The 19405-nt window shown below is 62.2% G+C and carries 24 protein-coding genes; 21 read left to right on the top strand and 3 right to left on the bottom strand.

Features of this window, described 5'->3' with window-relative positions:
* The 17 genes from VJX68_RS07300 to VJX68_RS07225 all read left to right on the top strand — a co-directional run.
* A partial coding sequence (locus VJX68_RS07300; RefSeq protein ID WP_324095014.1) for a phage tail sheath family protein occupies positions 1 to 1081 on the top strand: 1081 nt, incomplete at its 5' end.
* Between the two features lie 24 nt (positions 1082 to 1105).
* Positions 1106 to 1624, top strand: a complete 519-nt coding sequence (locus VJX68_RS07295; RefSeq protein ID WP_324095013.1) for a phage major tail tube protein — start codon at positions 1106 to 1108, stop codon at positions 1622 to 1624.
* Positions 1625 to 1665: 41 nt separating this feature from the next.
* Positions 1666 to 2031, top strand: a complete 366-nt coding sequence (locus VJX68_RS07290; protein WP_324095012.1) for a phage tail assembly protein — start codon at positions 1666 to 1668, stop codon at positions 2029 to 2031.
* Between the two features lie 152 nt (positions 2032 to 2183).
* Positions 2184 to 2333, top strand: a complete 150-nt coding sequence (locus VJX68_RS19115; RefSeq protein ID WP_349255894.1) for a hypothetical protein — start codon at positions 2184 to 2186, stop codon at positions 2331 to 2333.
* 1 nt (position 2334) lies between these two features.
* Positions 2335 to 2466 (top strand): RNA-binding protein, encoded by a 132-nt coding sequence (locus VJX68_RS19110; protein ID WP_349255893.1) that lies wholly within the window; start codon positions 2335 to 2337, stop codon positions 2464 to 2466.
* A 37-nt stretch (positions 2467 to 2503) separates the two neighbouring features.
* A complete protein-coding gene (locus tag VJX68_RS07280; RefSeq protein ID WP_324095010.1) occupies positions 2504 to 3358 on the top strand; it encodes a hypothetical protein in 855 nt (284 codons plus the stop codon).
* A gap of 12 nt (positions 3359 to 3370) precedes the next feature.
* Positions 3371 to 3646: a phage tail protein gene (locus VJX68_RS07275; RefSeq protein ID WP_324095009.1), complete on the top strand. Its 276-nt coding sequence runs from the start codon at positions 3371 to 3373 to the stop codon at positions 3644 to 3646.
* A complete protein-coding gene (locus VJX68_RS07270) occupies positions 3643 to 3951 on the top strand; it encodes a hypothetical protein (protein WP_324095008.1) in 309 nt (102 codons plus the stop codon). The genes VJX68_RS07275 and VJX68_RS07270 overlap by 4 nt, the downstream gene beginning before the upstream one ends.
* Positions 3948 to 4190 carry a tail protein X gene (locus tag VJX68_RS07265; protein WP_324095007.1) on the top strand — a complete coding sequence of 81 codons (243 nt, stop codon included), beginning with the start codon at positions 3948 to 3950 and terminating at the stop codon, positions 4188 to 4190. Before VJX68_RS07270 ends, VJX68_RS07265 begins: the two co-directional genes overlap by 4 nt.
* An 84-nt stretch (positions 4191 to 4274) precedes the next feature.
* Positions 4275 to 5204 carry a phage late control D family protein gene (locus VJX68_RS07260; RefSeq protein ID WP_324095006.1) on the top strand — a complete coding sequence of 310 codons (930 nt, stop codon included), beginning with the start codon at positions 4275 to 4277 and terminating at the stop codon, positions 5202 to 5204.
* Positions 5201 to 5893: a phage baseplate assembly protein V gene (locus tag VJX68_RS07255; RefSeq protein WP_324095005.1), complete on the top strand. Its 693-nt coding sequence runs from the start codon at positions 5201 to 5203 to the stop codon at positions 5891 to 5893. Before VJX68_RS07260 ends, VJX68_RS07255 begins: the two co-directional genes overlap by 4 nt.
* A gap of 2 nt (positions 5894 to 5895) precedes the next feature.
* A complete protein-coding gene (locus VJX68_RS07250) occupies positions 5896 to 6312 on the top strand; it encodes a GPW/gp25 family protein (protein ID WP_324095004.1) in 417 nt (138 codons plus the stop codon).
* A gap of 36 nt (positions 6313 to 6348) precedes the next feature.
* Positions 6349 to 7518: a baseplate assembly protein gene (locus VJX68_RS07245; protein ID WP_324095003.1), complete on the top strand. Its 1170-nt coding sequence runs from the start codon at positions 6349 to 6351 to the stop codon at positions 7516 to 7518.
* On the top strand, positions 7518 to 8384 hold the full coding sequence (locus VJX68_RS07240; protein WP_324095002.1) for a phage tail protein: 867 nt from the start codon (positions 7518 to 7520) through the stop codon (positions 8382 to 8384). The genes VJX68_RS07245 and VJX68_RS07240 overlap by 1 nt, the downstream gene beginning before the upstream one ends.
* Positions 8381 to 8845 (top strand): hypothetical protein, encoded by a 465-nt coding sequence (locus VJX68_RS07235; protein ID WP_324095001.1) that lies wholly within the window; start codon positions 8381 to 8383, stop codon positions 8843 to 8845. Before VJX68_RS07240 ends, VJX68_RS07235 begins: the two co-directional genes overlap by 4 nt.
* 8 nt (positions 8846 to 8853) lie before the next feature.
* Positions 8854 to 9426 carry a gp53-like domain-containing protein gene (locus VJX68_RS07230; RefSeq protein ID WP_324095000.1) on the top strand — a complete coding sequence of 191 codons (573 nt, stop codon included), beginning with the start codon at positions 8854 to 8856 and terminating at the stop codon, positions 9424 to 9426.
* Positions 9427 to 9462: 36 nt separating this feature from the next.
* Positions 9463 to 12105: a hypothetical protein gene (locus tag VJX68_RS07225; protein WP_324094999.1), complete on the top strand. Its 2643-nt coding sequence runs from the start codon at positions 9463 to 9465 to the stop codon at positions 12103 to 12105.
* Between the two features lie 6 nt (positions 12106 to 12111).
* Here VJX68_RS07225 and VJX68_RS07220 read toward each other — a convergent pair whose 3' ends face one another.
* On the bottom strand, positions 12112 to 13638 hold the full coding sequence (locus VJX68_RS07220; RefSeq protein ID WP_324094998.1) for a UDP-N-acetylmuramoyl-tripeptide--D-alanyl-D-alanine ligase: 1527 nt from the start codon (positions 13636 to 13638) through the stop codon (positions 12112 to 12114).
* Positions 13639 to 13736: 98 nt separating this feature from the next.
* Here VJX68_RS07220 and purE point away from each other — a divergent pair, with 98 nt between their 5' ends.
* From purE to VJX68_RS07205, 3 genes are read left to right on the top strand one after another with little or no spacing between them, the layout of a single operon-like run.
* Positions 13737 to 14231, top strand: coding sequence for a 5-(carboxyamino)imidazole ribonucleotide mutase (gene purE, locus VJX68_RS07215; RefSeq protein ID WP_324094997.1), 495 nt, complete (start codon positions 13737 to 13739; stop codon positions 14229 to 14231).
* A 22-nt stretch (positions 14232 to 14253) separates the two neighbouring features.
* Entirely contained in the window at positions 14254 to 15315 is a 1062-nt protein-coding gene (locus tag VJX68_RS07210) for a DSD1 family PLP-dependent enzyme (RefSeq protein ID WP_324094996.1), read from the top strand.
* A gap of 41 nt (positions 15316 to 15356) precedes the next feature.
* Complete coding sequence (locus tag VJX68_RS07205) at positions 15357 to 15980, top strand: hypothetical protein (RefSeq protein ID WP_324094995.1); 624 nt, start codon at positions 15357 to 15359, stop codon at positions 15978 to 15980.
* A 7-nt stretch (positions 15981 to 15987) separates the two neighbouring features.
* Here the strand turns inward: VJX68_RS07205 and VJX68_RS07200 are convergent, their stop codons facing one another.
* Together VJX68_RS07200 and VJX68_RS07195 are read right to left on the bottom strand one after the other, a co-directional pair.
* Positions 15988 to 16671, bottom strand: a complete 684-nt coding sequence (locus VJX68_RS07200; protein ID WP_324094994.1) for a helix-turn-helix domain-containing protein — start codon at positions 16669 to 16671, stop codon at positions 15988 to 15990.
* A gap of 73 nt (positions 16672 to 16744) precedes the next feature.
* A complete protein-coding gene (locus tag VJX68_RS07195) occupies positions 16745 to 18478 on the bottom strand; it encodes a glycosyltransferase family 39 protein (RefSeq protein WP_324094993.1) in 1734 nt (577 codons plus the stop codon).
* Between the two features lie 178 nt (positions 18479 to 18656).
* Between VJX68_RS07195 and VJX68_RS07190 the strand changes: the two genes are divergently transcribed.
* Positions 18657 to 19405, top strand: a 749-nt coding sequence (locus tag VJX68_RS07190; protein WP_324094992.1) for a glycosyltransferase, incomplete at its 3' end; no start/stop codon positions are given.

Here is a 19405-nt window from a genome sequence, read left to right as displayed (position 1 = left end):
CGCGCCCGCGGGATCCGGAGGACATATCGCCGCCGGCGCGAGCGTGCTGATTGCATTCAACTATGCGGATCCGTCGAAGGTCGCGGACGCTGACGTCATCGGGGCGATCACGGGTGGCGTGTACACGGGGCTGCAAGCATTTCAGACGACCTACGGGACGATGGGGTTCTTCCCCAAGATACTAGTTGCTCCGGGCTACTCACAGGACGCGAGTGTTGGGACTGCGCTCGACGCGATGGCGAGCAAGATTCGCGCAATCGCGCTGGTGGATTCGCCGCCCGCGACCTCGGCGACAACTGCGATAACCAATCGCGGCGCCGTAGGCAATGGTTTCTCAACCTCGAGCAACCGCACAGTTCTCTGCTATCCGCAGGAGTCGTTCCTCGATACGGGAATCGTGCCGACCGGAGTCACGCTCAACAGTTCGGGGCTACCACTGACGTCGCAATTCAACGCGAACGCGGTCGCTCCATATTCGCAGTGGGTGGCTGGTGCGATTGCGGCGAAGGACCTGGCGCAGGGTTACTGGTGGTCGCCATCCAACACGCCTGTTGGCGGAATGCTCGGGCCAGATGTTCAGCTCTACGCATCGATCCTGGACGCGTCGTCCGACACCAACAATCTGAATGCGGCGGGAATCGTGACGGTGTTCAACGCGTTCGGCACCGGCCTTCGAGTATGGGGCAACCGGAGCGCGGCGTATCCGACTTCAACCGCGCCGGACAATTTTATCTCGGTGCGCCGCACGATGGACGTGATCGAGGAATCGCTGGAACTCGCGATGCTCCAGTTTATCGACCAACCAATCTCCAACGCGCTGATTGACGCGATCCTGGCCAGCGCGAACTCCTTCATCAGATCGCTTATCCAGCGTGGCGCACTGGTAGCCGGCGCGGCGAGCTTCGACCCGGCGGAGAATCCAGCGGCGCAGATCGCGGCTGGACAACTGGTCTTTGACATCGACGTGATGCCTCCTCCACCTGCGGAGAGAATCACCTTCGAGGCATTCATAGACGTCACCTTGCTGCAGCAACTTGGACAGACCAGTCCGATAACCGTAGCGGCGGGAGCGACGGCGTAACCCGCCTGAGCCCAGGGGAACAAGATGAACATCCAGATCAACTCACTGACTAATGCGAATATATACATCGACGGGGTCGGACTGCTGGGCAGAGCCGAAGAGATCGAGGTCGCGAATCCCAAGCACAAGATGATTGACTACAAGGGCCTGGGGATGGCCGGAACGGCTGAGCTGTGGGCGGGAGTGGAGAAACTCGAGTCGAAGATCAAGTGGTCGTCGTTCGACGCGGATACCCTTGCGATGTCGGCCAGTCCATTTCAAACGCATTCCTTTCAGGCGCGGGGAAATCTCGAGCAGTACACAAGCCAGGGCCGCAGTGCGGAGCTACCGGTTGTGTACCTGATGACTGGAATCTTCAAGGACGCGGGCAGTCCTACTTTTCGTCAGCATAAAATGGTCGAGACCACGTCGGTAGTCAGTATCTATCACTGCGAGCTATTCGTCGCAGGCGTCCAAATATACTTGTACGACGTATTCGCCAATATTTACGTGGTAGGTGGCGTCGATCAACTGAGTATCTTCAGATCGAACCTTGGCGGCTGAGAAAGCTTGTCGAGGGAGCCGAAAGACGGGAGCGATCACTGATGAAGAGCGACGACATTACGGTAAATGGTGTGCGTATCGGCTGCGCGGACGCGAAAGAGGACCCGGACATTCGGACGATCGAGCTGCCTTCGGGCGCACGCGCCGAGGTGCGAAAGGGACACGGACGGGATTTGATGCGGGCGCAACGGGCGGCGGCGGGGGGCGACGCGAGCGCGGTGATATTTGCGCTAGTTGCGGAAGTGGCACGTGTGGACGGACGCAAGCTCGTCTACGAAGACGTGCTCGAGATGGAGCTCGCGGACGTTATGGCGCTGCAAGCCGAGGTGATCGGCGAAAATTTCGACCGCCCTCCGCTGCGAGCTTCGCAGGCCTTGTTCAATCCGGATTCTCGGTCGAAGAGCTGAGCAAGATGGACTTTGCGGAGCTGTCGTACTGGCTCGACGCTATGACTGAGTATCAGAAGATGGGCGTCGAACGCGGCGGAGGGAACGATGAGTAATTGCACTAACCATAGCGGAATGCGTGAAGTGATCAATCACGCTAATCGGTGAGAGGTATGGGAATTCGATTATTCGTAGGCAACTTGAGTTTCTCGCTGGGCGACGGCGACTTGCGGGAAGCTTTCGCCGAGATTGGTGGGGTGGAACGAGCCCGAAATCGTACGCGACCGTTTCGACGGGCGCTCGCGCGGATTCGGATTTGTTGAGATGAGGAACGAGGACGATGCCGCGGTCGCGCTGCGGGCGATGAACGGCAAAGAACTCGCGGGCCGTCCGCTCCGAGTCGAGGCGGCGACCTCGCAACGCCGGCCATTCGACCGTAACGCCGTGCGAGCCTAGTAGAACCGGCAACCGGGGCATCCGAGCGGATCTTCAGATGGCGAATCAGACCAGGACAAAAGGGACGCCGACGAACATTGGAGTATCGAGGTCGACGCACGCGCTTGGCGAGCTCGAGCGCATGGCAGGCATCGGGCGCGAAGGTGCCAGGTTCGCGCGGGCCAGCGCAGCCATCGCCACGTTCGCAGGTCATCGGTGGCAGCTCCCGCTGCACGCTTCGTTTCCGAATTACGATGATCGTTTTGAGACAGCATTGTTGGGCGAGGGACGAATTCGTGTCGAAGGCTCCAGGAGCAGTTCAGATGATCGGCCACTGCGAGCTGAAGTGGAGAATCGCGGACCGACAGCGAGTGTTCGCGGTCAGGCGAGTGCGTGGCATCGCGCGGCGGCGATGGTAGATGCACACGAACGGTTGTCCCGGCAGATTAAGGAACCATCTTCAGCAAGGGGTGCTCTGTCGCGGGTTGAACGGTCGGTGGAGTTGGGAAGTGCAGCCCAGGCGATTTCCACTGCAAGCCAACGCGCGACACTGATGGCCGTCGCGGCAAATACGGAATCGTCGAATCGAGCGCGAGAAAGTGTCGAAGCAAACCGAGCAGCTTTCGCGAGAACAGGTTTCAAAGCGAACGCCTCGTCACTTCGCGGCGTGATTCCGCGAGCGAACGTTTCGCAACGTGAGTTCGCGCAACCGCCGGGCGGCGTTCGTGGTCTGAATGGCGGAAGCGTGAGTGGCGGGCTCAATATCCACTCGTCGCCGACGGTTGTGATCAACACGACAGCGGCGGGCGGTGACCTGCAGCGCGACGTGATTGGAGCTTTGCGGGCGCATCGCGAGGAACTGCTCGACCAATTGAAACGAGAATCGGCGCGGCGCGAGCGCGCGCAGTTCTGAGGAGCGATTTCCTTGTTCGCAGCATTGGGCGATATTCAATTCGAGGTAGTTGGCTCTCCGGAGGGCTACGAATCCGCAGGTGCGTACGATTTCGCCGAGCAGCGAGTGATTGAGAGTAAGCCACACCTGCAGTGGGTGGGTGACGAGCTCGAGCGGCTGAATTTTGAGCTGACGTGGCACGCGTCGTTCACGAATCCGGGGGCGCAGCTCGCCTTGCTGCGAGCGACCGCGGTGCAGCATCTCGCACTGCCGCTGGTGTTTGGCAGGGATTCCGCGGGTTCTTCGTGATCGAATCGATCAAAGTGAAATCGCAGCAACTTTCCGCGGGCGGCGCGCCAATCGCGATCAGAGTCGCACTCGCCCTCAAGGAATGGGTCGCCGATCTGCAACTTCTTTCCAGCGCACGCCGACTTGGAGCATTACCGCTTGGAATCGCGACGGTGCCGGGCGGAGTTGGCGGCAGCACCTCAGATGGATCGACGCCGGGAGTGTCCGCATTACTCAGTACGCCGTCCGCGACAGGCGCGACCGGTCCCGAACTCGACGCGAGCGACGTGCCCACCGCTGTGATCGTGAGGAGCGCCCCGCGATGATGCCGTCGGGACAGTACATACTTCATACTACGACGGCCAGTGAAAGATGGGATTTGTTGGCCTGGCGCTACTATGGCGATCCGACTGACTATTCGCCGATCATAGTGGCTAATCCGAATGTACCGATCGAGCCGGTGTTCGCTGCCGGCATCTCGATCGCCGTGCCGATTCAGCAGAAGAGCGCGGTGGTGGCGGCCGGCTTGCCGCCCTGGAAACTGTCTCAAGCAGTGAGTGGGTAATGGTCGCGAGCGTCTCGTATACAGTTCGGTCTCCGCAATGGATACTCAGTCCTGGGCGTGAATATCACTGCCGATGTATCGGAGATGGTACTTGCGATCAGATATGTCGATCGGCTCGACGGCGCTTCGGGCGAATTGGAAGTGGAGCTCGAGGATTCCGAGAAGCTATGGCAGGGGCCCTGGTATCCTGCGCTGGGCGACGTAGTCAGTCTGCAAATTGGCTATAGCGGCGAGGCTCTGCTGGAGTGCGGCGACTTTCAGATCGACGAGCTGGAATTGGAGGGGCCGCCCGACGTGATGAGACTCCGCTGCCTTGCCGCCTACATCACACCGGCGATGCGCACGGCAAACACCGTTGCGTACGAGAACATGGGTATCCTGGAAATTGCGGCGCAAATCGCGGCGAAGTACGGGTTGGCAATGGTGGTGGCGTCGTCCGAGTCGGAGAGCGATCTGATGTTTGCCCGCATAACTCAACGGCGTCAGACGGATCTGGAATTCCTGAAACGTCTCGCGAGAGAGCACAATTTCGACTTCACCGTGCGCGCGGGCCAGTTGATCTTTTACGAGCGGCCGGCGCTCGAGTCGGTGCCGGCGGTGGCCGTGATTACACGATCGGATACGATGCGATTCTCATTCCGGAACCGCACGCGCCGGATCTACGACGGTGCGGAATTCTCATACTTCGATCCGGACACGAAACAACTGATTACTCAGATGGTGTCCGCGGACTCGTCTTCGCCGACAGGAGATACGCTCAAGATCGTCGCGCGCTGTGAAAACTCGGAGCAAGCGCAGGTTAAGGCCGAAGCCGCGCTTCATCTGCATAACATGGTGTTCGTGGACGCGTCGATTGAAGGGCCCGGGATCACCGTGCTGGTGGTGGGAAACAATGTGCTGCTCAGCGGATGGGGCGCGCTCGATGGAACATACCTGATCGAAACGGCACTGCATCATTTGGCGCGGGCGAAAGGGTACTCAACTTCAATTGGAGCGCGGCGGATCAGCGCATGAACGATATAATCGAATACCGCGAGCGATTTGCGTCGCTCAATCCCACCTTCCGCGTCGGCATCGTGCAGGCCCAGGACACGGCGCACGCCAAGGTGCGCGTGGTGTTTCCGGACTACGACGAAATGATCAGCTGGTGGCTGCCAGTTGTGTTTTTCAAGACGCAGGACGACAAGGCGTACTGGATTCCGGACATCGGCGAGCAGGTCGTATGTTTGATGGATCTGCGCGACGAGGCCGGCGCGGTGCTGGGCGCGATTTACTCCAGCGCCGACGCGCCGCCGGTCAACAGCGCCGACAAGTTTTATCTCGGGTTCAAGGATGGCGCGCGCTTCGAATACGATCGCGTCGCGCACCTGCTCGATCTTCTGTTTCAGGACACCACGGAGCTCACGTGCAACGCTCAGTCGCATCTGCTCGATTTGAAATTTCAGGATCAGGCCGAGCTCACATACGACGGCATCCAACATGCTCTGATGGTGACGCTGCCCGAGGGCGCAGGCTTCAATCTTACGGCGAACGGTGCGCAGATTCAGATCGACTCGAGCGGCAACGTCATCATCAAGAGTGCGGGGCAGGTACAGCTCGGGAACGGCCTCTTGGCAGGGGTCGCGCGGCTCGGCGACAGAGTTCAAGTCGGCGAGGCGACGGGAACGATCGTGACGGCAAGCACCGACGTGCTGGCGGGCTGACGATGCCGGCGGGGGCAATCACACTTGCGGATATCACGGCGGTCGACTGGTCTCTGGCTCTGGGAGCCATCGATGAAGTAGTGCAGGGAATCGCCGACGTCGAGCAATGCCTTGGGATTATCGTGACGACACCGCGCGGCAGCGACCCTCTGCGGCCGACCTTCGGCGCGGATATATGGCGGTACATCGATTTTCCGATCAACCGGGCGTTGCCCGCAATCGTGAGCGAATTGACTTCGGCAATTACGATTTGGGAGCCGCGCGTGAATCTGCTTTCGGTGACTGCGCAACCGGTGAATGACGCGAGCGCGCAGACGGGCGCGCATCTTGACGTGACGCTCAACTGGCAATTGAAGCTGGGCATGACTGCCGCTCCCGTTCAGAGCACGATCGTGACAATCCCGGGAGCGACGGTCTAATCCGGGCCGCGCCGATCGCGATGAAAGGATGAGTTGATGGGTGCAGGAATTCCGTCGCTGCCGCCGCCGGTGTTCGTCAACGACGCGGACGGGCTCGATCCAAATCGGATTCTTGCCGACATGATTGCCGAATTCGAGGCTGCGTCGGGCCGGACGCTCCAACCGGCGCAGGTCGAGCGCCTGCTGATCAATTTGTACGCGTACCGCGAGTCGCTGGTGCGCAACGCGATTCAGTATGCGGGCGAGCAGAATCTGCTGGCCTTCGCGTCCTTCCCGATGCTCGACTATCTCGGTCAACTGCTGAGCGTCACTCGATTGGCGTCGCAGCCCGCGGTGACGACGCTGCAATTTACGCTGACCGGCGCGCTGACGGTGCCGTTTACGATTGCCGCGGGAACGCTGGTCGGCACCAACGACGGGCAGTTTGCGTTCGCGACAATCGCGACGATCAGCATCCCCGCCGGTGGAGCCATCGCCAGTGTCGCCGCCGCCGCGGCCGCTCCAGGAGCGGGTGCGAATGGATACTTGGCGGGGCAGGTCACCGTCCAGCTGAATCCGAATGCCTTGATCGCGAGCGTGACCAACACCAGCACGACCACCGGCGGCTCCGCGCCGGAGACCGACGATCACCTGCGCACGCGCATCCAGGCCGCCCCCAATCAGTTCAGCGTCGCTGGGCCGATCGGTGCCTACCGGTTCTTCGCGATCGGCGCCGACCCGTCGATCGTCGATGCGCAAATAGTCAGTCCCGCGCCCGGCTCGGTAAACGCGTACGTGCTGACGGGACCCGTGACCGCGCAGCCGTCGCCGTCGCCCAACAATGCAGGTGTTGCTAATTCCGCGCTACTCGCGAAAGTTGCTGCGGTGCTGAACGCCGACACCGTGCGTCCGCTCACCGACACCGTGAACGTGCTCGCGGTGACCGAGGTGGACTATCAGATCACCGCGACCGTGACGCTGTACTCGGATGCCGATCCGACCGCGACGATCACCGCCGCGACGCTCGCCGTCGAGGAGCTGGCGCTCGAGCTTGCGGCCAAGATTCAGCGCGATATCGTGCCGAGCCAGATAATCGCGGCGTTGTCGGTCGCTGGTGTCTACGGCGTGACGCTCACCTCGCCGACACTCACTCCGCTTAATCCAGGTCAGTGGGCGAACTGTACGATGATCTCGCTGACGACCGCGTTTAGCACGGAGCACAGCTGATGCCCGAGCTTTCGGCCGCGCCGTCGATCAACGATACGCGCACGCAGGCGTTGTTGGTGCTGATCGAGCGGCTCGCGGCGCTCGATCTCACGACCCTGCTGGTCTACAGAATCGACTCGGTGGCGGCGGCGGCGTTGCCTTTACTGGCCTGGCAATTCGACATCCTATCTCCACTCTGGCAACTGATCGCGCCGGTGGCGCTCGGGGTTGACGCTCTCACCAACATCGATTTGCTGATCGACGTCGACAACCTGATCGAGTCCGGCGGCCTGGTTACGGAGCTGGTTGTAACCGAGGCGGCGCAACGCGATTTGCTCAAGGACGCGATCGCGCTACATCGATTTCGCGGAACGCCGTCGGCTATCAAGCAGGCGCTCGCGTCGCTGGGATGGACGCAGGTCACGCTGCTCGAAGGACAGTCGAGCTGGGGTGGGGATGCGTATCCGTCGAGCCAGGGCTGGGCGGCGTTCCGCGTGATGATCGATCTCGCGGCCACTCAGGGCGTTTCAGTTGGTGCGGCTTCGACGGCGGCAGCGGCGGTGAATTTCTTCAAGCCCGCGCGCTCGTGGATGGATTCGATATGGTTTGCGGTGCCGGCGATTTCCGACGCGGGACCGCTGCTTTCAGACAAGCTGACCCTCGGCGGAATCGTGAAGTATCAGCTCGACTCCGCACCTGTTCCCAATGACAACGCGCTGGCATTTGCGATTGCGACGGCACCGCTAATCGATGGGTACGGTCCGATTGTTTCCGCTTACGACGCTCACTATCCGCACAGCGGGATAACTTACGGCGCCAACGAACGCGGTCGCGGACTCGGCGCTGATCGTCAACGGCGCAGCCGTCTTGCATGGAGGCTAAGATGAGAAGGCCAATTGGAACCGTGCGGATTTGTCTCGTCCAGCGCGACCGGATCGTGTGGACGTACGGGGGCCGCAATCTTTTCGTGAACGCCGGGCTGCCGGCCCTTGCGGCGCTGCTCGGCGGCGACACCACCGGTGAATTCGCGGCGGCCGTGGGATTCGGCACGGGCTCGAACGCACCGGCGGTGACCGACACCGCGCTGACCGCGCCCGCGTACTACAAGGCGCTTGACGGCCACAGCGAGGACGGCAACGGCGGCTTGACGCTCAATTGGTCGCTGACGACGGCGGACACGGGCGCGCAGGGGCTCACAATCCAGGAGCTCGCGATCTTTGCAAATCATGCGAGCACAGGACTCCCCGGCACGACCGCGCCGGCTCCGATGCTCGCGCGCAAGACTATTGCGCCAATAGTCTTTGGCGCGGGAATGAGTATTAGCGGCACCTGGACGCTTACCTTCTGAGGTAGTCAATGGCTACACTAATCGACGCAGCCGAGTTCACCTCGAATGAGGTTTACCAGATACAAGCAACCGATCCGGTCGAAGGCGCCGCCAGCGGCGCGAGTTTCAGCGGGACCGGCATTTCGAATCAGCCGCATCAGCAACTGGCTAATCGCACCGCGTTCCTGAAGCAGCGCCAGGACGTGAATATCTCGAAAATCGGCGTGTTGCAGGCGTTCCAGGCGTTGTTCACCGGCCTGATGGCGCAGAATGGCTATCTGAAAATTCCCGTCGCCGACATAAATAAGGGACTGATTCAGTACATCATCCAGTGGGGTATGGTGAACTGGGGCACCAAACAGAGCGAGGGACTTTACGGGCCATATTCTTTTCCGATTGCTTTTCCCAACGCGCGCGAAGTGTTCATGCCGGTTACGTTGACGCCCGAGTCTCCCGGCCACGCCGGGGCCGGTGATGACGTTGCGATGGTCAGCGCCGGCAACTTGCCGACTACCTCGCAGTTCTGGGTCTGGAACAACAGTCCCGGCCCCGACTCCACCGACGCCTCACAAGGCTTCTGTTGGTTCGCGATAGGCTTCTGAGGCGCTGGGCAAATGCGAGCGATCGGTGGAATGGTGATGGATTTGAGACGAAAGATTTCGCCGACGCTTCGGCGCGCGACCTTCACGGCGATGATCCTGCTCGGCGTAAGCGGGGCGGCGCGCGGACAGAATCTTCCACCGCCCGGATCCTATCAGCCCATTCCCAACTTCACGGGCGTCGGCGCGGGATTGCAGTTCCGCGAAGCGGTCAACAATCGATTTTCCGGTACTCAGCCGATTGCACCTTCAATAGTAACTCCGAGCTTTGCCAATCTGCCGCCACAGCAGGACGGGATGCTGTTGTTCTGCAAGGACTGCAGGAGCGCGACGCCGTGCGTGAGCGGCGGAGCCGGTGCGTGGGCTCTCGGTACTCGAGGACAATGGGCGTGCGCGGGCGCGGCGCTGGAAGCGGCGCTCAACGCAAATGGCAACAAGGTTTCGAACCTTGCTGGCGGGACGGTCAATGGCGACGCGCTCGCGTTCGGACAGACCGGAGCGCAGCTCAACACGCTGTCGGGCTCGAAGCTCGACGGCAGCGACGCGATCGCCAACGTCAGCCTCAACGGCGCTAAGAATGTAAGAGCGTTCGGCGCGACCGGCTCGCTTGTTACGGCGACCGCGACCACCAGCGCCGGCAATGCGACGATCACCGTCAATTCAATCGGCGATTTCAAAATTGGGAATTGGGTGAAGATCGATCATGCGGGCGCCGCCTCGAATGCGAATCCGCCGACGGGCGTGACGGTCGTCCCGAACAGTTACGACATGAATCCGAATCCGACTTCGGATATCACCAAGACCACGGCCAATGGCGGCGGATGCCAGGTCGATTCGCTGTCCGGCAATCCCGCGCACAACACTGCGTGCAACGTTTCCTACGCCTATCAAATTGTCGGCGTGAGCCAGGGCGGTGGCTGGTCGGCGCCGACCGCAGCGGTATCCACGAGCGCGGGCCCCGCGACGCTCAGCACGAACAACAACCTGCTGGTGAGCTGGACGGGCGCCGCCAACGACATCGCGTATCTGATCTATTCGTGCAGCGGCGCTTCATGTACGCCGACGCTCCACGCTGTGATGCCTCACGCGGGTGCGCCGGGAGCTACGGCGGAATCGTATCGCGACTTCGGACACTCGTTCGGCACCGATGAAGATTTCGGGACGGCGATGCCTTCCGCCGCCGCCGCGCAGGATCTGTTCGCACAAATCACGGGTGTTAGCGGCGCCAGCGTGACGCTTTCGATAGCGCCCGCGCAGTCGGGATCGTTCACGATGCGCCATGATGACAGCGTGCCGATCAACGCTGCGATAAGTTCGATCTGCTCGCACACGGCCACGGGCGGCACGGTCGGTGGAATCGTCGAGTTTCCCGCGACCTCCGCTTACCCGCTCGGCCAATCGCTCAATCTCTACGGATGCTGGGGCGTCACGCTCTCGCTGACCGGCGCCCAGAACGGCGACGGCGGACATCCGGTCGAACTCGAATGGCACGGCGTGACGGGCGGCACCGTCATCAATATGAACAAGGCGGCCGACTCGCGAGTCGCGGGGCTGTCGGTCTCGGGAATCAACGGGAACACGGCCGGCGTGATAATCGACGTGGACAATTACCCGACTGGCGGCGGTGGCGACGGCGTTCCCACGCAGCACGACACGTTCGAGCGCGTGGAACTGGGCCGGGCGGGCATCGCGATTCGGGTTGCGAATCGATCCACCGGCAACGTGCAGGACCTGAGTTTTCGCGACGTGCAGGTGTCGAACCCTTCCAACGGGCAGGGCGGTATGTGGGGCTACTTCTTCGGCGGCGGAGGCCAGACTTACAACGAGGAGATTCGCTGCGGCCTGATCGCGGGCCATGACATCGCGATCGTATCGGACTTCGTGGGGCAGCTCGAGATTTACGGCACCGACTTCGAGCAGAACAAGATCGAAGCGTGGACTAGCGATCGCTTCGGCGGCGGCGCCGACGGCAACATGATGTTTTCCGGCGTGACCAGCGAGGGCGCGCAGTATTTCATCTTCGATCCGGGCGGCGCCGCCAACTTCATCATCGAGGCGTCGCGAATCGCCGATCAGCCGGGACCGAACGGATTCCTGATGCAGTTGAATCGGCCAACTGCGATCAAGAGCTCGTGGGTTTGCGGCGGCGGAACCACCACTTGCGGAATCAGCAACGGCAACGTACCAAACCCCGATCCAATCTTTTCGATGCAGAACAGTTACGGCGACCCGAGCCCGTTTCGTAACGGCGACGGCAGCAACACGCCCGACGCGATGATCTTCAATGAGTTCACCGACTGGCTGCAGAACGGCGTCGTTCGAGTCGGCTATCTGAATCACGCGCCGAACATAGAAGCGTGTTCGAACGCCGGAACGGCTTCGGCCAACACGACGCTCGCGTTCTCGACGAACTCATGCCAGAAAATTTCCACCGCGACGAGCGGACTCACCTACACGCTATCGACGACCGGCCTGGTCGCCGACCAGGTCGTGACTATCGAGTCCTACATCACCGGAACGATTGCCGCAGGCCCGGCGTGGTCAACCTCCAGCGGCGCAATCAAATGGACGGGAGGCGCGGCGCCCTCGTCCAGCATCGCGAGCGGCTCCGTGGACGTGCTGAGGCTCAAGTGGGACGGCACCAACTGGCTCGAAATCAGCCGCAGCATTGGCGACCATTGATCGGCGTTAGCCGAGCCGCTCGATGACCCGTTCCATCGCGATTCCGCGCGAGCCTTTTACCAGCAACACGTCGCCGGGCCGCACCGATTCCGAAATTATTTTTGCTGCGGCGATACTGTCGGGCGCGGTGAGTACGCCGGCGGTATCCGCATCGCGAGATACCACTGCGCGCGCGGAGTTCATCTCGGGGCCTACGGCGACGAATGCGGCGGGCTGCGAGTGCATCACGTCGCGAATCGCCTCCTGATGCGCGGCAGCAGACTGTTCGCCCAGCTCGAGCATATCACCCATCGCGATCACGAGACGGGCGCCGAGACCGTCGGCGATCTCGCGCGCGGCCGCAAGCGCGGCGCGAATCGAGCGCGGGTTCGAGTTGTAAGTGTCGTCGATCACGAAGATGCCGTTGATCGAAGTGCTGGCGAGGCGGCCGGCGACCGGCTGGACACTCGCGAGTGCGTCGGCGATCGCAGCGAGCTCGCGCGATTCAAGCGGTGCGGTGCGCATCGCGGCGGCACCAGCGATTGCGGCGGTGCAGTTGAGAGCGGCGGCTTCGCCCAGCAGGGCGATTTCAGTTTCGATGAAAGGTCTGACTCCCGCGGCGAGCATGGCGCGGTCGACTTCGACGCGGATGCGCGAGCGGGCGCCGGCGCTTCGACGGTCGAGGCGCACGTGAGCGTTGGGGGATTTGCCAAATATGATTCGGCGCAGATGTTTCGGAATTCGCGCCAGGACCATCGGCTCGTCGGCGGACGCGACCGCGTAGCGCCGGGCGGTCGAGAACAGCGCGGCTTCCTCGTCGGCGATATCGTCGAGCGTTCCGAGACCTTCGCTGTGTTCGAGATCGACGTTGAGAACCATTGCGACGTCCGGTTCGACGATTTGCGCGAGCTTGGGAATTTCACCGCGCGTGTTGGTGCCGCATTCGAGGATGGCCGCCCGATGCTCGCCGGTGAGCATAAAGATCGTCATCGGCACGCCGATCAGATTGTTCAGATTGCCCGGGGTGGAAAGCGTCGATCCGAACAACGCGCGAGCGACGGCGGCGGTGAGTTCCTTGGTCGTGGTCTTGCCGACCGCGCCGCCGATTGCGATGAGCGGTAGTGCGCGGGCCGCGCGCGTGCGCGCGAGATGGTGCCGCGCGAGCCGTCCGAGCGCGCCGAGCGTATCGTCAACCTCGATGCAATCGAGATCAGGATGACGGCGTCCGGCTGCGACGATTGCGGCTGCGGCGCCGCGCGCGACGGCTTGCGCGAGATAGTCGTGGCCGTCGGACGCCGCGCCGCGCAGTGCGACAAACAGCGCTCCCGCTTCGATCGAACGTGTATCAATGCTGATGCCGACAACGTTGCCCGGTGAGCCCGCGCCAGTCCGGTAGCTAGAAGACGCGACCGCATCGCCCGCGGCTGGACGCTCACCTTGTACGCCATCACCGAAGGAGACCGTCGAATTGGCCGCGACAAAGGCGCCGCCGGTCGCCTCGACGACTTCGGCGAGCGTGAACTCGCATTGATTGATAGGAATCGGCGTCGCCATCGCGAATCCATTGTGCCGAATTATCCGCGGCGCTCATACCGGCTGCGGCTTGACACGCGGCCAGTTGAGAATCAGCCTGCTGCGTACGAGGGACCACGATGGCGGACAGCAAGGCACCGATTGTCGGCGTGATCATGGGCAGCAAGAGCGACTGGGAGCACATGGCGGCGGCAGCCGAGGTCCTGGAAGAACTTCAAGTGTCGCATGAAGTTCGGATCATGTCGGCGCATCGCACGCCCGACCTTACCTCGGACTACTCCGCAAAGGCCGCCGGCCGCGGGCTGCGCGTGATAATCGCCGGCGCCGGCGGTGCGGCGCATCTGGCGGGAGTGATCGCGGCGAAGACGATCTTGCCAGTGATCGGCGTGCCGATGCCGACCACGCCGCTCAACGGAATCGATTCGCTGCTGTCGATCGTGCAAATGCCGAAAGGAGTGTCGGTGGCGACGATGGCGATTGGCAAGGCGGGCGCGGCGAATGCGGGTCTGCTGGCGGCGCAGATAATCGCGCTCGGCGACGCGAAGCTAGGCGAGCGGCTGGTGAAATGGCGCGCCGCGCGCGCGCAGGAATTGTTGCAGCAGAAGATTCCCTAGCTGTCGTGCTAAGATTCGTGTGATGACGAAGCGCGATATCGACACGCCCGCATTGATTCTCGACCTCGACATCGTCGAGGAAAATATTCGCACGATGGGCGAGTACTTCGCCGCGCGGCCGCAGAAGCTCAGACCGCATTTCAAGACGCCGAAGACGCACGAGATCGCACGGCGACAGCTCGCGGCCGGGGCGATTGGAATAACGGCGTCGAAGCTGGGCGAGGTCGAGGTGCTGGCGCGCGCGGGGCTCGGCCCGGTGTTGCTTGCAAATCAGATTGCGGGGCCGGCCAAGATCGATCGGTTCTTCAAGGCGGCTGCGCGAATCAGTTTGATCGGAACCGTCGAGAGCGAGTTCAACGTGCGCGAGTTCGAGGCGGGTGCGGCGCGGGCTGGCCGCGCGGCTGACGTGATAATCGAAGTCGATACCGGAATGCATCGATGCGGTACTGAGACACCCGACGAGACGGTCGAGTTGGCGCGGCTCGCGAAGCGCGCCGGGCTCAAATATCGCGGCGTGATGGGCTATGAAGGCCACGCGGTGCTGATTCCCGATCGGGAGAAGCGAATCGCAGCGGCGCGTGAGGCATTGACCACCCTCAGCCGGCATGTCGAAGCTCTGCGAGCAGCGGGGCTCGCGCCGGAAATAGTCAGCGCGGGCGGGACCGGCACCTTCGACATCGCGGGCAACTGGCCCGACGTAACCGAAGTGCAGGCCGGATCGTACGTTTTCATTGACGGCGCCTATCGCAACGTGCGACCGGACCTTGGCCGTCCGGCACTGACGCTGCTGTCGACCGTAATTTCGCGGCGCGGCGCGCGTGCGATAATCGACGCCGGGATGAAATCGCTAACCAACGAATTCGGTCCGCCGATGGTCAAGGACACCGCGCTCAAGGTGGTTCACCTGTCCGAGGAACACGGCGGTGTGGCGGCGGGCGAAAGCAGTCTTGAGCCGGGGTCGAAAATAGAGATAATTCCAAGTCACAACGATACGACGATTAACCTGCACAGTGAATATTACGTAGTGCGCGGCGATGAAGTGATCGCGAGATGGCCGATAGAGGCCGCGCGCGCGTACCGGTGAGCAGTACGGTGAGTAAAGTGGGCCATCGCGCGATCGCCGCAATGGCTATTGCAGTAGCTATTGGCGGATCTGCGCACGCCGCCGACATCAAGATGGCCGGCAAGCTGACGGCGCCCGCAAATGCGAGCGTGGTTGCGATTTGCACCGATCCGGTGGTGCAGAACGTGCTGAACGAAGACCTCCGGGCGGCGCGCCATGGTCAGCCGTCGAATCCGGAGAATTCGGTGACGCTCACCGTGACGGTGAATCAGCAAATGCTTGCGCCGGGAGTGTCGTTGAACCAGATGTTCCCGGGCGACCCCTCGATGGTCGAATTGCTGAAGGAAGCCGGCGCCGAGCCTCCGCCGCTGGGCGACAGCGGCGATCAACCAGTCGATCCGTTCGCTCAGGAGGCTCGGCGCCAGGCCTTGTCGCCAGACGATCCGATGACCCAGCAGTTCAAAGCCTACGAGGCGAGTCGTCAGGCGATGAACGGCGCCGGCGCTTTGACGCCATACGACAATATTCCAAAGAACCAGATTTACGACACTGTGATCGTCGCGCGCGCGTCGTTGGAAGGTGCGACCGACGAGCTGAAGGTGGTCGCAGTCGTGCACTCGGGCGACGACGCACACCGTGCGAAGGAGCTCGTCGCGGAAGAGATCGCGAACGCCGTGCTGCACTAGCCAGCTGTCAATTGTCGTCGGTCGCAGCTGGCGGGATCGGCTGTGGCGGAGCAGGATGACTAGCTGGGGGCGGGACACTCGCAGGTCGCGGGACATTCGATATGGCGGGCGGCGAAGCGGGGGGCGCGGCAGCTTCGGGGTTGGTAATGATCGTCGCGGGCGGCAGGCTCTCGTTCGGCGTTTGTGCATTGGACGCCGGCGCCATCGCGGCCGGGGAGGCAACCGCCGCCGGAAGCGCGCCTTCATGCTCGACGAAGCGGCGCCATGCAAAATCGGCCAACAGAAGGATCACCGCGGCGAGCAGCACGGCGAATGCGATTCGGCCGCCGGCGCCGGGCTTCTTCGCGACCATCGTGATTTCCTGCGAGATTCGCACCACGTTGGCCTCGGCATGCTGAACGTTACTGACGAAGCGTGAGGCGATTTCCTCGGCGTCGAGACCGAGGAAGGATGCGTAGCGGCGTAGAAACGGGACGAGGTAGAGCCGATCCGAAATCATGTCGTAGCTGTCGGTCTCGATCATTTTGACGTAATGCGGCGGCAGATGAGCGTCGTTCGCGACCTGCTCGCGAGTCAGGCCTTTGCGTTCGCGGGTTTCGGTAATCAATTGGCCGAGCGAAGGTTCCGGCACGGCGCCTTCCGCACCGAAGTCCGCAGCCTGAAGTTTGGGTTTCGATTTCTTGTCTGCCACCAGCGATCAGTCTCTCCCCGGCAAAGCTACAGTCGAACGCGCCCGAATCCAAGTGTCCCAATTCCTGCTTGCACTAATTTTTTGCTTCAGACCTGAGGCAATCGGCAGCATCTGGCGGCGGCGCGAGGGCGCCGTTGTAGAGCGCGAATTTTCTCCCTTCGCATCCGATCACAACGGGCGCGGGCTTCAGCGAATCCTGCAGTGCGTGCAAGTCGCGGGCGTTTGCGATCAAAACCATGCACGAGCCGGACGACCAGATCTCGCGCAGGCGCGCCTCGGAGCCGATGAGGAACGGCGACTTGCCGGGATTAGGCGGAGAAACTTCCGAAAGCTCGCCCCGGTACTCGACGCGGGTCTCGCGGTGGTCCGTGTAGAACGGGAGCGATTGAACGTAATGGCGGTACGAGGCAAGCGAGCAGTGGTCTGCGAGATAGGGCTGAACTGCGTGCGCGAGGTTGCGATATGTGGAAATTGAAGACGCATCGTCGCGGACGCGGGCGGCAAGTGGCACCGTCGCGAGCATCGCGAGCGCGATTGCGGCAATTGCGTACGGAACGCGCGACGCCGTGCGACCTAGCGCGTACATCGCAGTTGCGCCGTTGGCTAGAGCGATGCCGATCAGCAAAGCGTCGAGGCCCAACGCAGGAGATACAGGAGGTCCTGCAAGTTCGAGAAACAATGACAGAGTAGCCGCGAGTACCAGGTTCGCGATCGCGATGACGGCGAGAAGACGGCGGCGACTCACTCCGTCGAGAGCAGGCAGGCGCGCGAGGCCGAATCCAGCGAAGATCGCCAGCGGAGGAAGCGCCGGGAGGATGTAGGTGCCGAGCTTGGAATAAGGAATCGAGAAGAAAACGAAGATGAAGGCGAACCAGATCGCGAGAAAGTTCGCGGCAGAGCGGCGTTCGGATGGCGCCCGACTGCTCTCAGAGCCGGTATCTGCGGTGCGCATCGCGGACCATCCGAGCGGGACGAAAAAAATCCACGGCCACATTCCGCCGATTACGATCGGGATGAAAAACCACGGGCCCCATCCGTGTTCACTGGACGTGACGTAGCGCTCGAGATGTTCGTGGATGAAAAAGAAACTAAGGAAGCCCGGATTTCGGACTTCCATCAGCATGAACCATGGCAAGACGATCGCCGCATAGATCAGGCCGCACCAAACGAGCGGCATCCGCGCGATTTCGCGCAGGCGATGCTCGACCGCGAGCCATGCCAGGGCGATCGCGCCGCCGAGAAGCAACGCGATCGGGCCCTTGGCAAGGGTGCCCATCGCGAGCATCGCGGCGCAAATCAGCATCCATCTGCGAGACGACGGTTGTGCGAATGAATCCTCACGTGCGGCGACACAGAACGCACTGAGCGCGGCGGTCAGAAAAAACGCCAACGCAGGATCGAGCGTCGCGAAACGCGCGAAGCCGAAAAAGAGCGGACTCAATGCGAGCGCGAGTGCGGCGAAAAATCCCGCCGTCGGACCGAGAACCGCGTCGGCCAACGCCGCCGTGACGACCACCTGTCCGATGCTAAAGAGCGCGGCGGGCAATCGCACCGCGAATTCATTGACGCCGAACGCGTGAATGGCGCCAGCCTCGGCCCAATAGACGAGCGGGGGTTTTTCGAAATACAGTTCGAAGTCGTCGCGCGGCGTGACGTAGTCGCCAGAGATAACCATCTCGCGCGCAATTTCGGCGTAGCGGCCTTCGTCGGGCTCCCAGAGCGCGGGCCGGCCGAGGCCGGGAAGATAGATAGTCGCCGCGAGCAGCGCGCAGATAGCGAGTCGGACAGGTCGGCTGGCGGCGGGCATTGTCGAAGCAGTCTCGCGAGGTGATCACGCGCGGTCAACCGGGCTATCTTTAATTCCCCGAAGCCGTCTGCAAGAATCACTTCTTGCGACGGCGGTTTCGCATGGACTGAGCCGGCCAGGTCGCGCACGTTTCTTGAGCTTCCCGGGCAAAATATCACCGATTCGAGGCGCCTCGACTGTGTCGCGCGCGGAGAAGGGCTTGGTGTCGATCGTGGTGCCGGTGTTCAACGAATCGGCGAACTTGCCGGCGCTTTGGTCGCGCCTCAAGCCGGTCCTCGACGGGCTGGATCGTCCGTGGGAGACGGTTTTTATCGACGACGGATCGCGCGACGACTCGCTCGCCATCCTGCGCGAAATTGCGGCGGGCGAAGAGGGGCGCGTGCGAGTGGTGGAGTTGGCGCGCAACTTCGGACAGCATTCCGCGATCCTTGCCGGCTTCAAACAATCGCGCGGCGACATCGTCGTCACGCTCGACGCGGACCTGCAAAATCCGCCGGAAGAAATTCCGCGGCTGATCGCGCCGATCGACGAAGGCAACGATGTCGTCGGCGGATGGCGCGAGGAACGTCACGACCAGGCGTACAGGAAGTACGCGTCGCGCCTGCACAACCGGCTCACGTCGATGATCGTCGGCGTACCGATGCACGACTACGGATGCATGCTGCGCGCGTACCGGCGGCACATCGTCGATACGGTGGTCGATTGCGACGAGAAGGCGGCGTTCGTGCCCGCGCTCGCCAACTCGTTCGCCAAGCGCGTCGCGGAAATCCCGGTCGGCCACGACGATCGCGTCAGTGGCAAGTCGAAGTACAATCTGTTCGGTCTGGCGAAGCTCAGCCTCAATCTCATCACGGGTTTTTCGCTGATACCGATTCAAATACTGAGCATGACCGGGATCCTCATTTCGGTGCCGGCCGTGCTGTTCGC

The organism is Binatus sp. (SeqCode) (genome assembly GCF_035272065.1).
GTDB lineage: Bacteria > Desulfobacterota > Binatia > Binatales > Binataceae > Binatus.
Note: the sequence above shows the minus strand (reverse complement) of the source record. Positions and strands in the feature narration are given on the sequence as shown.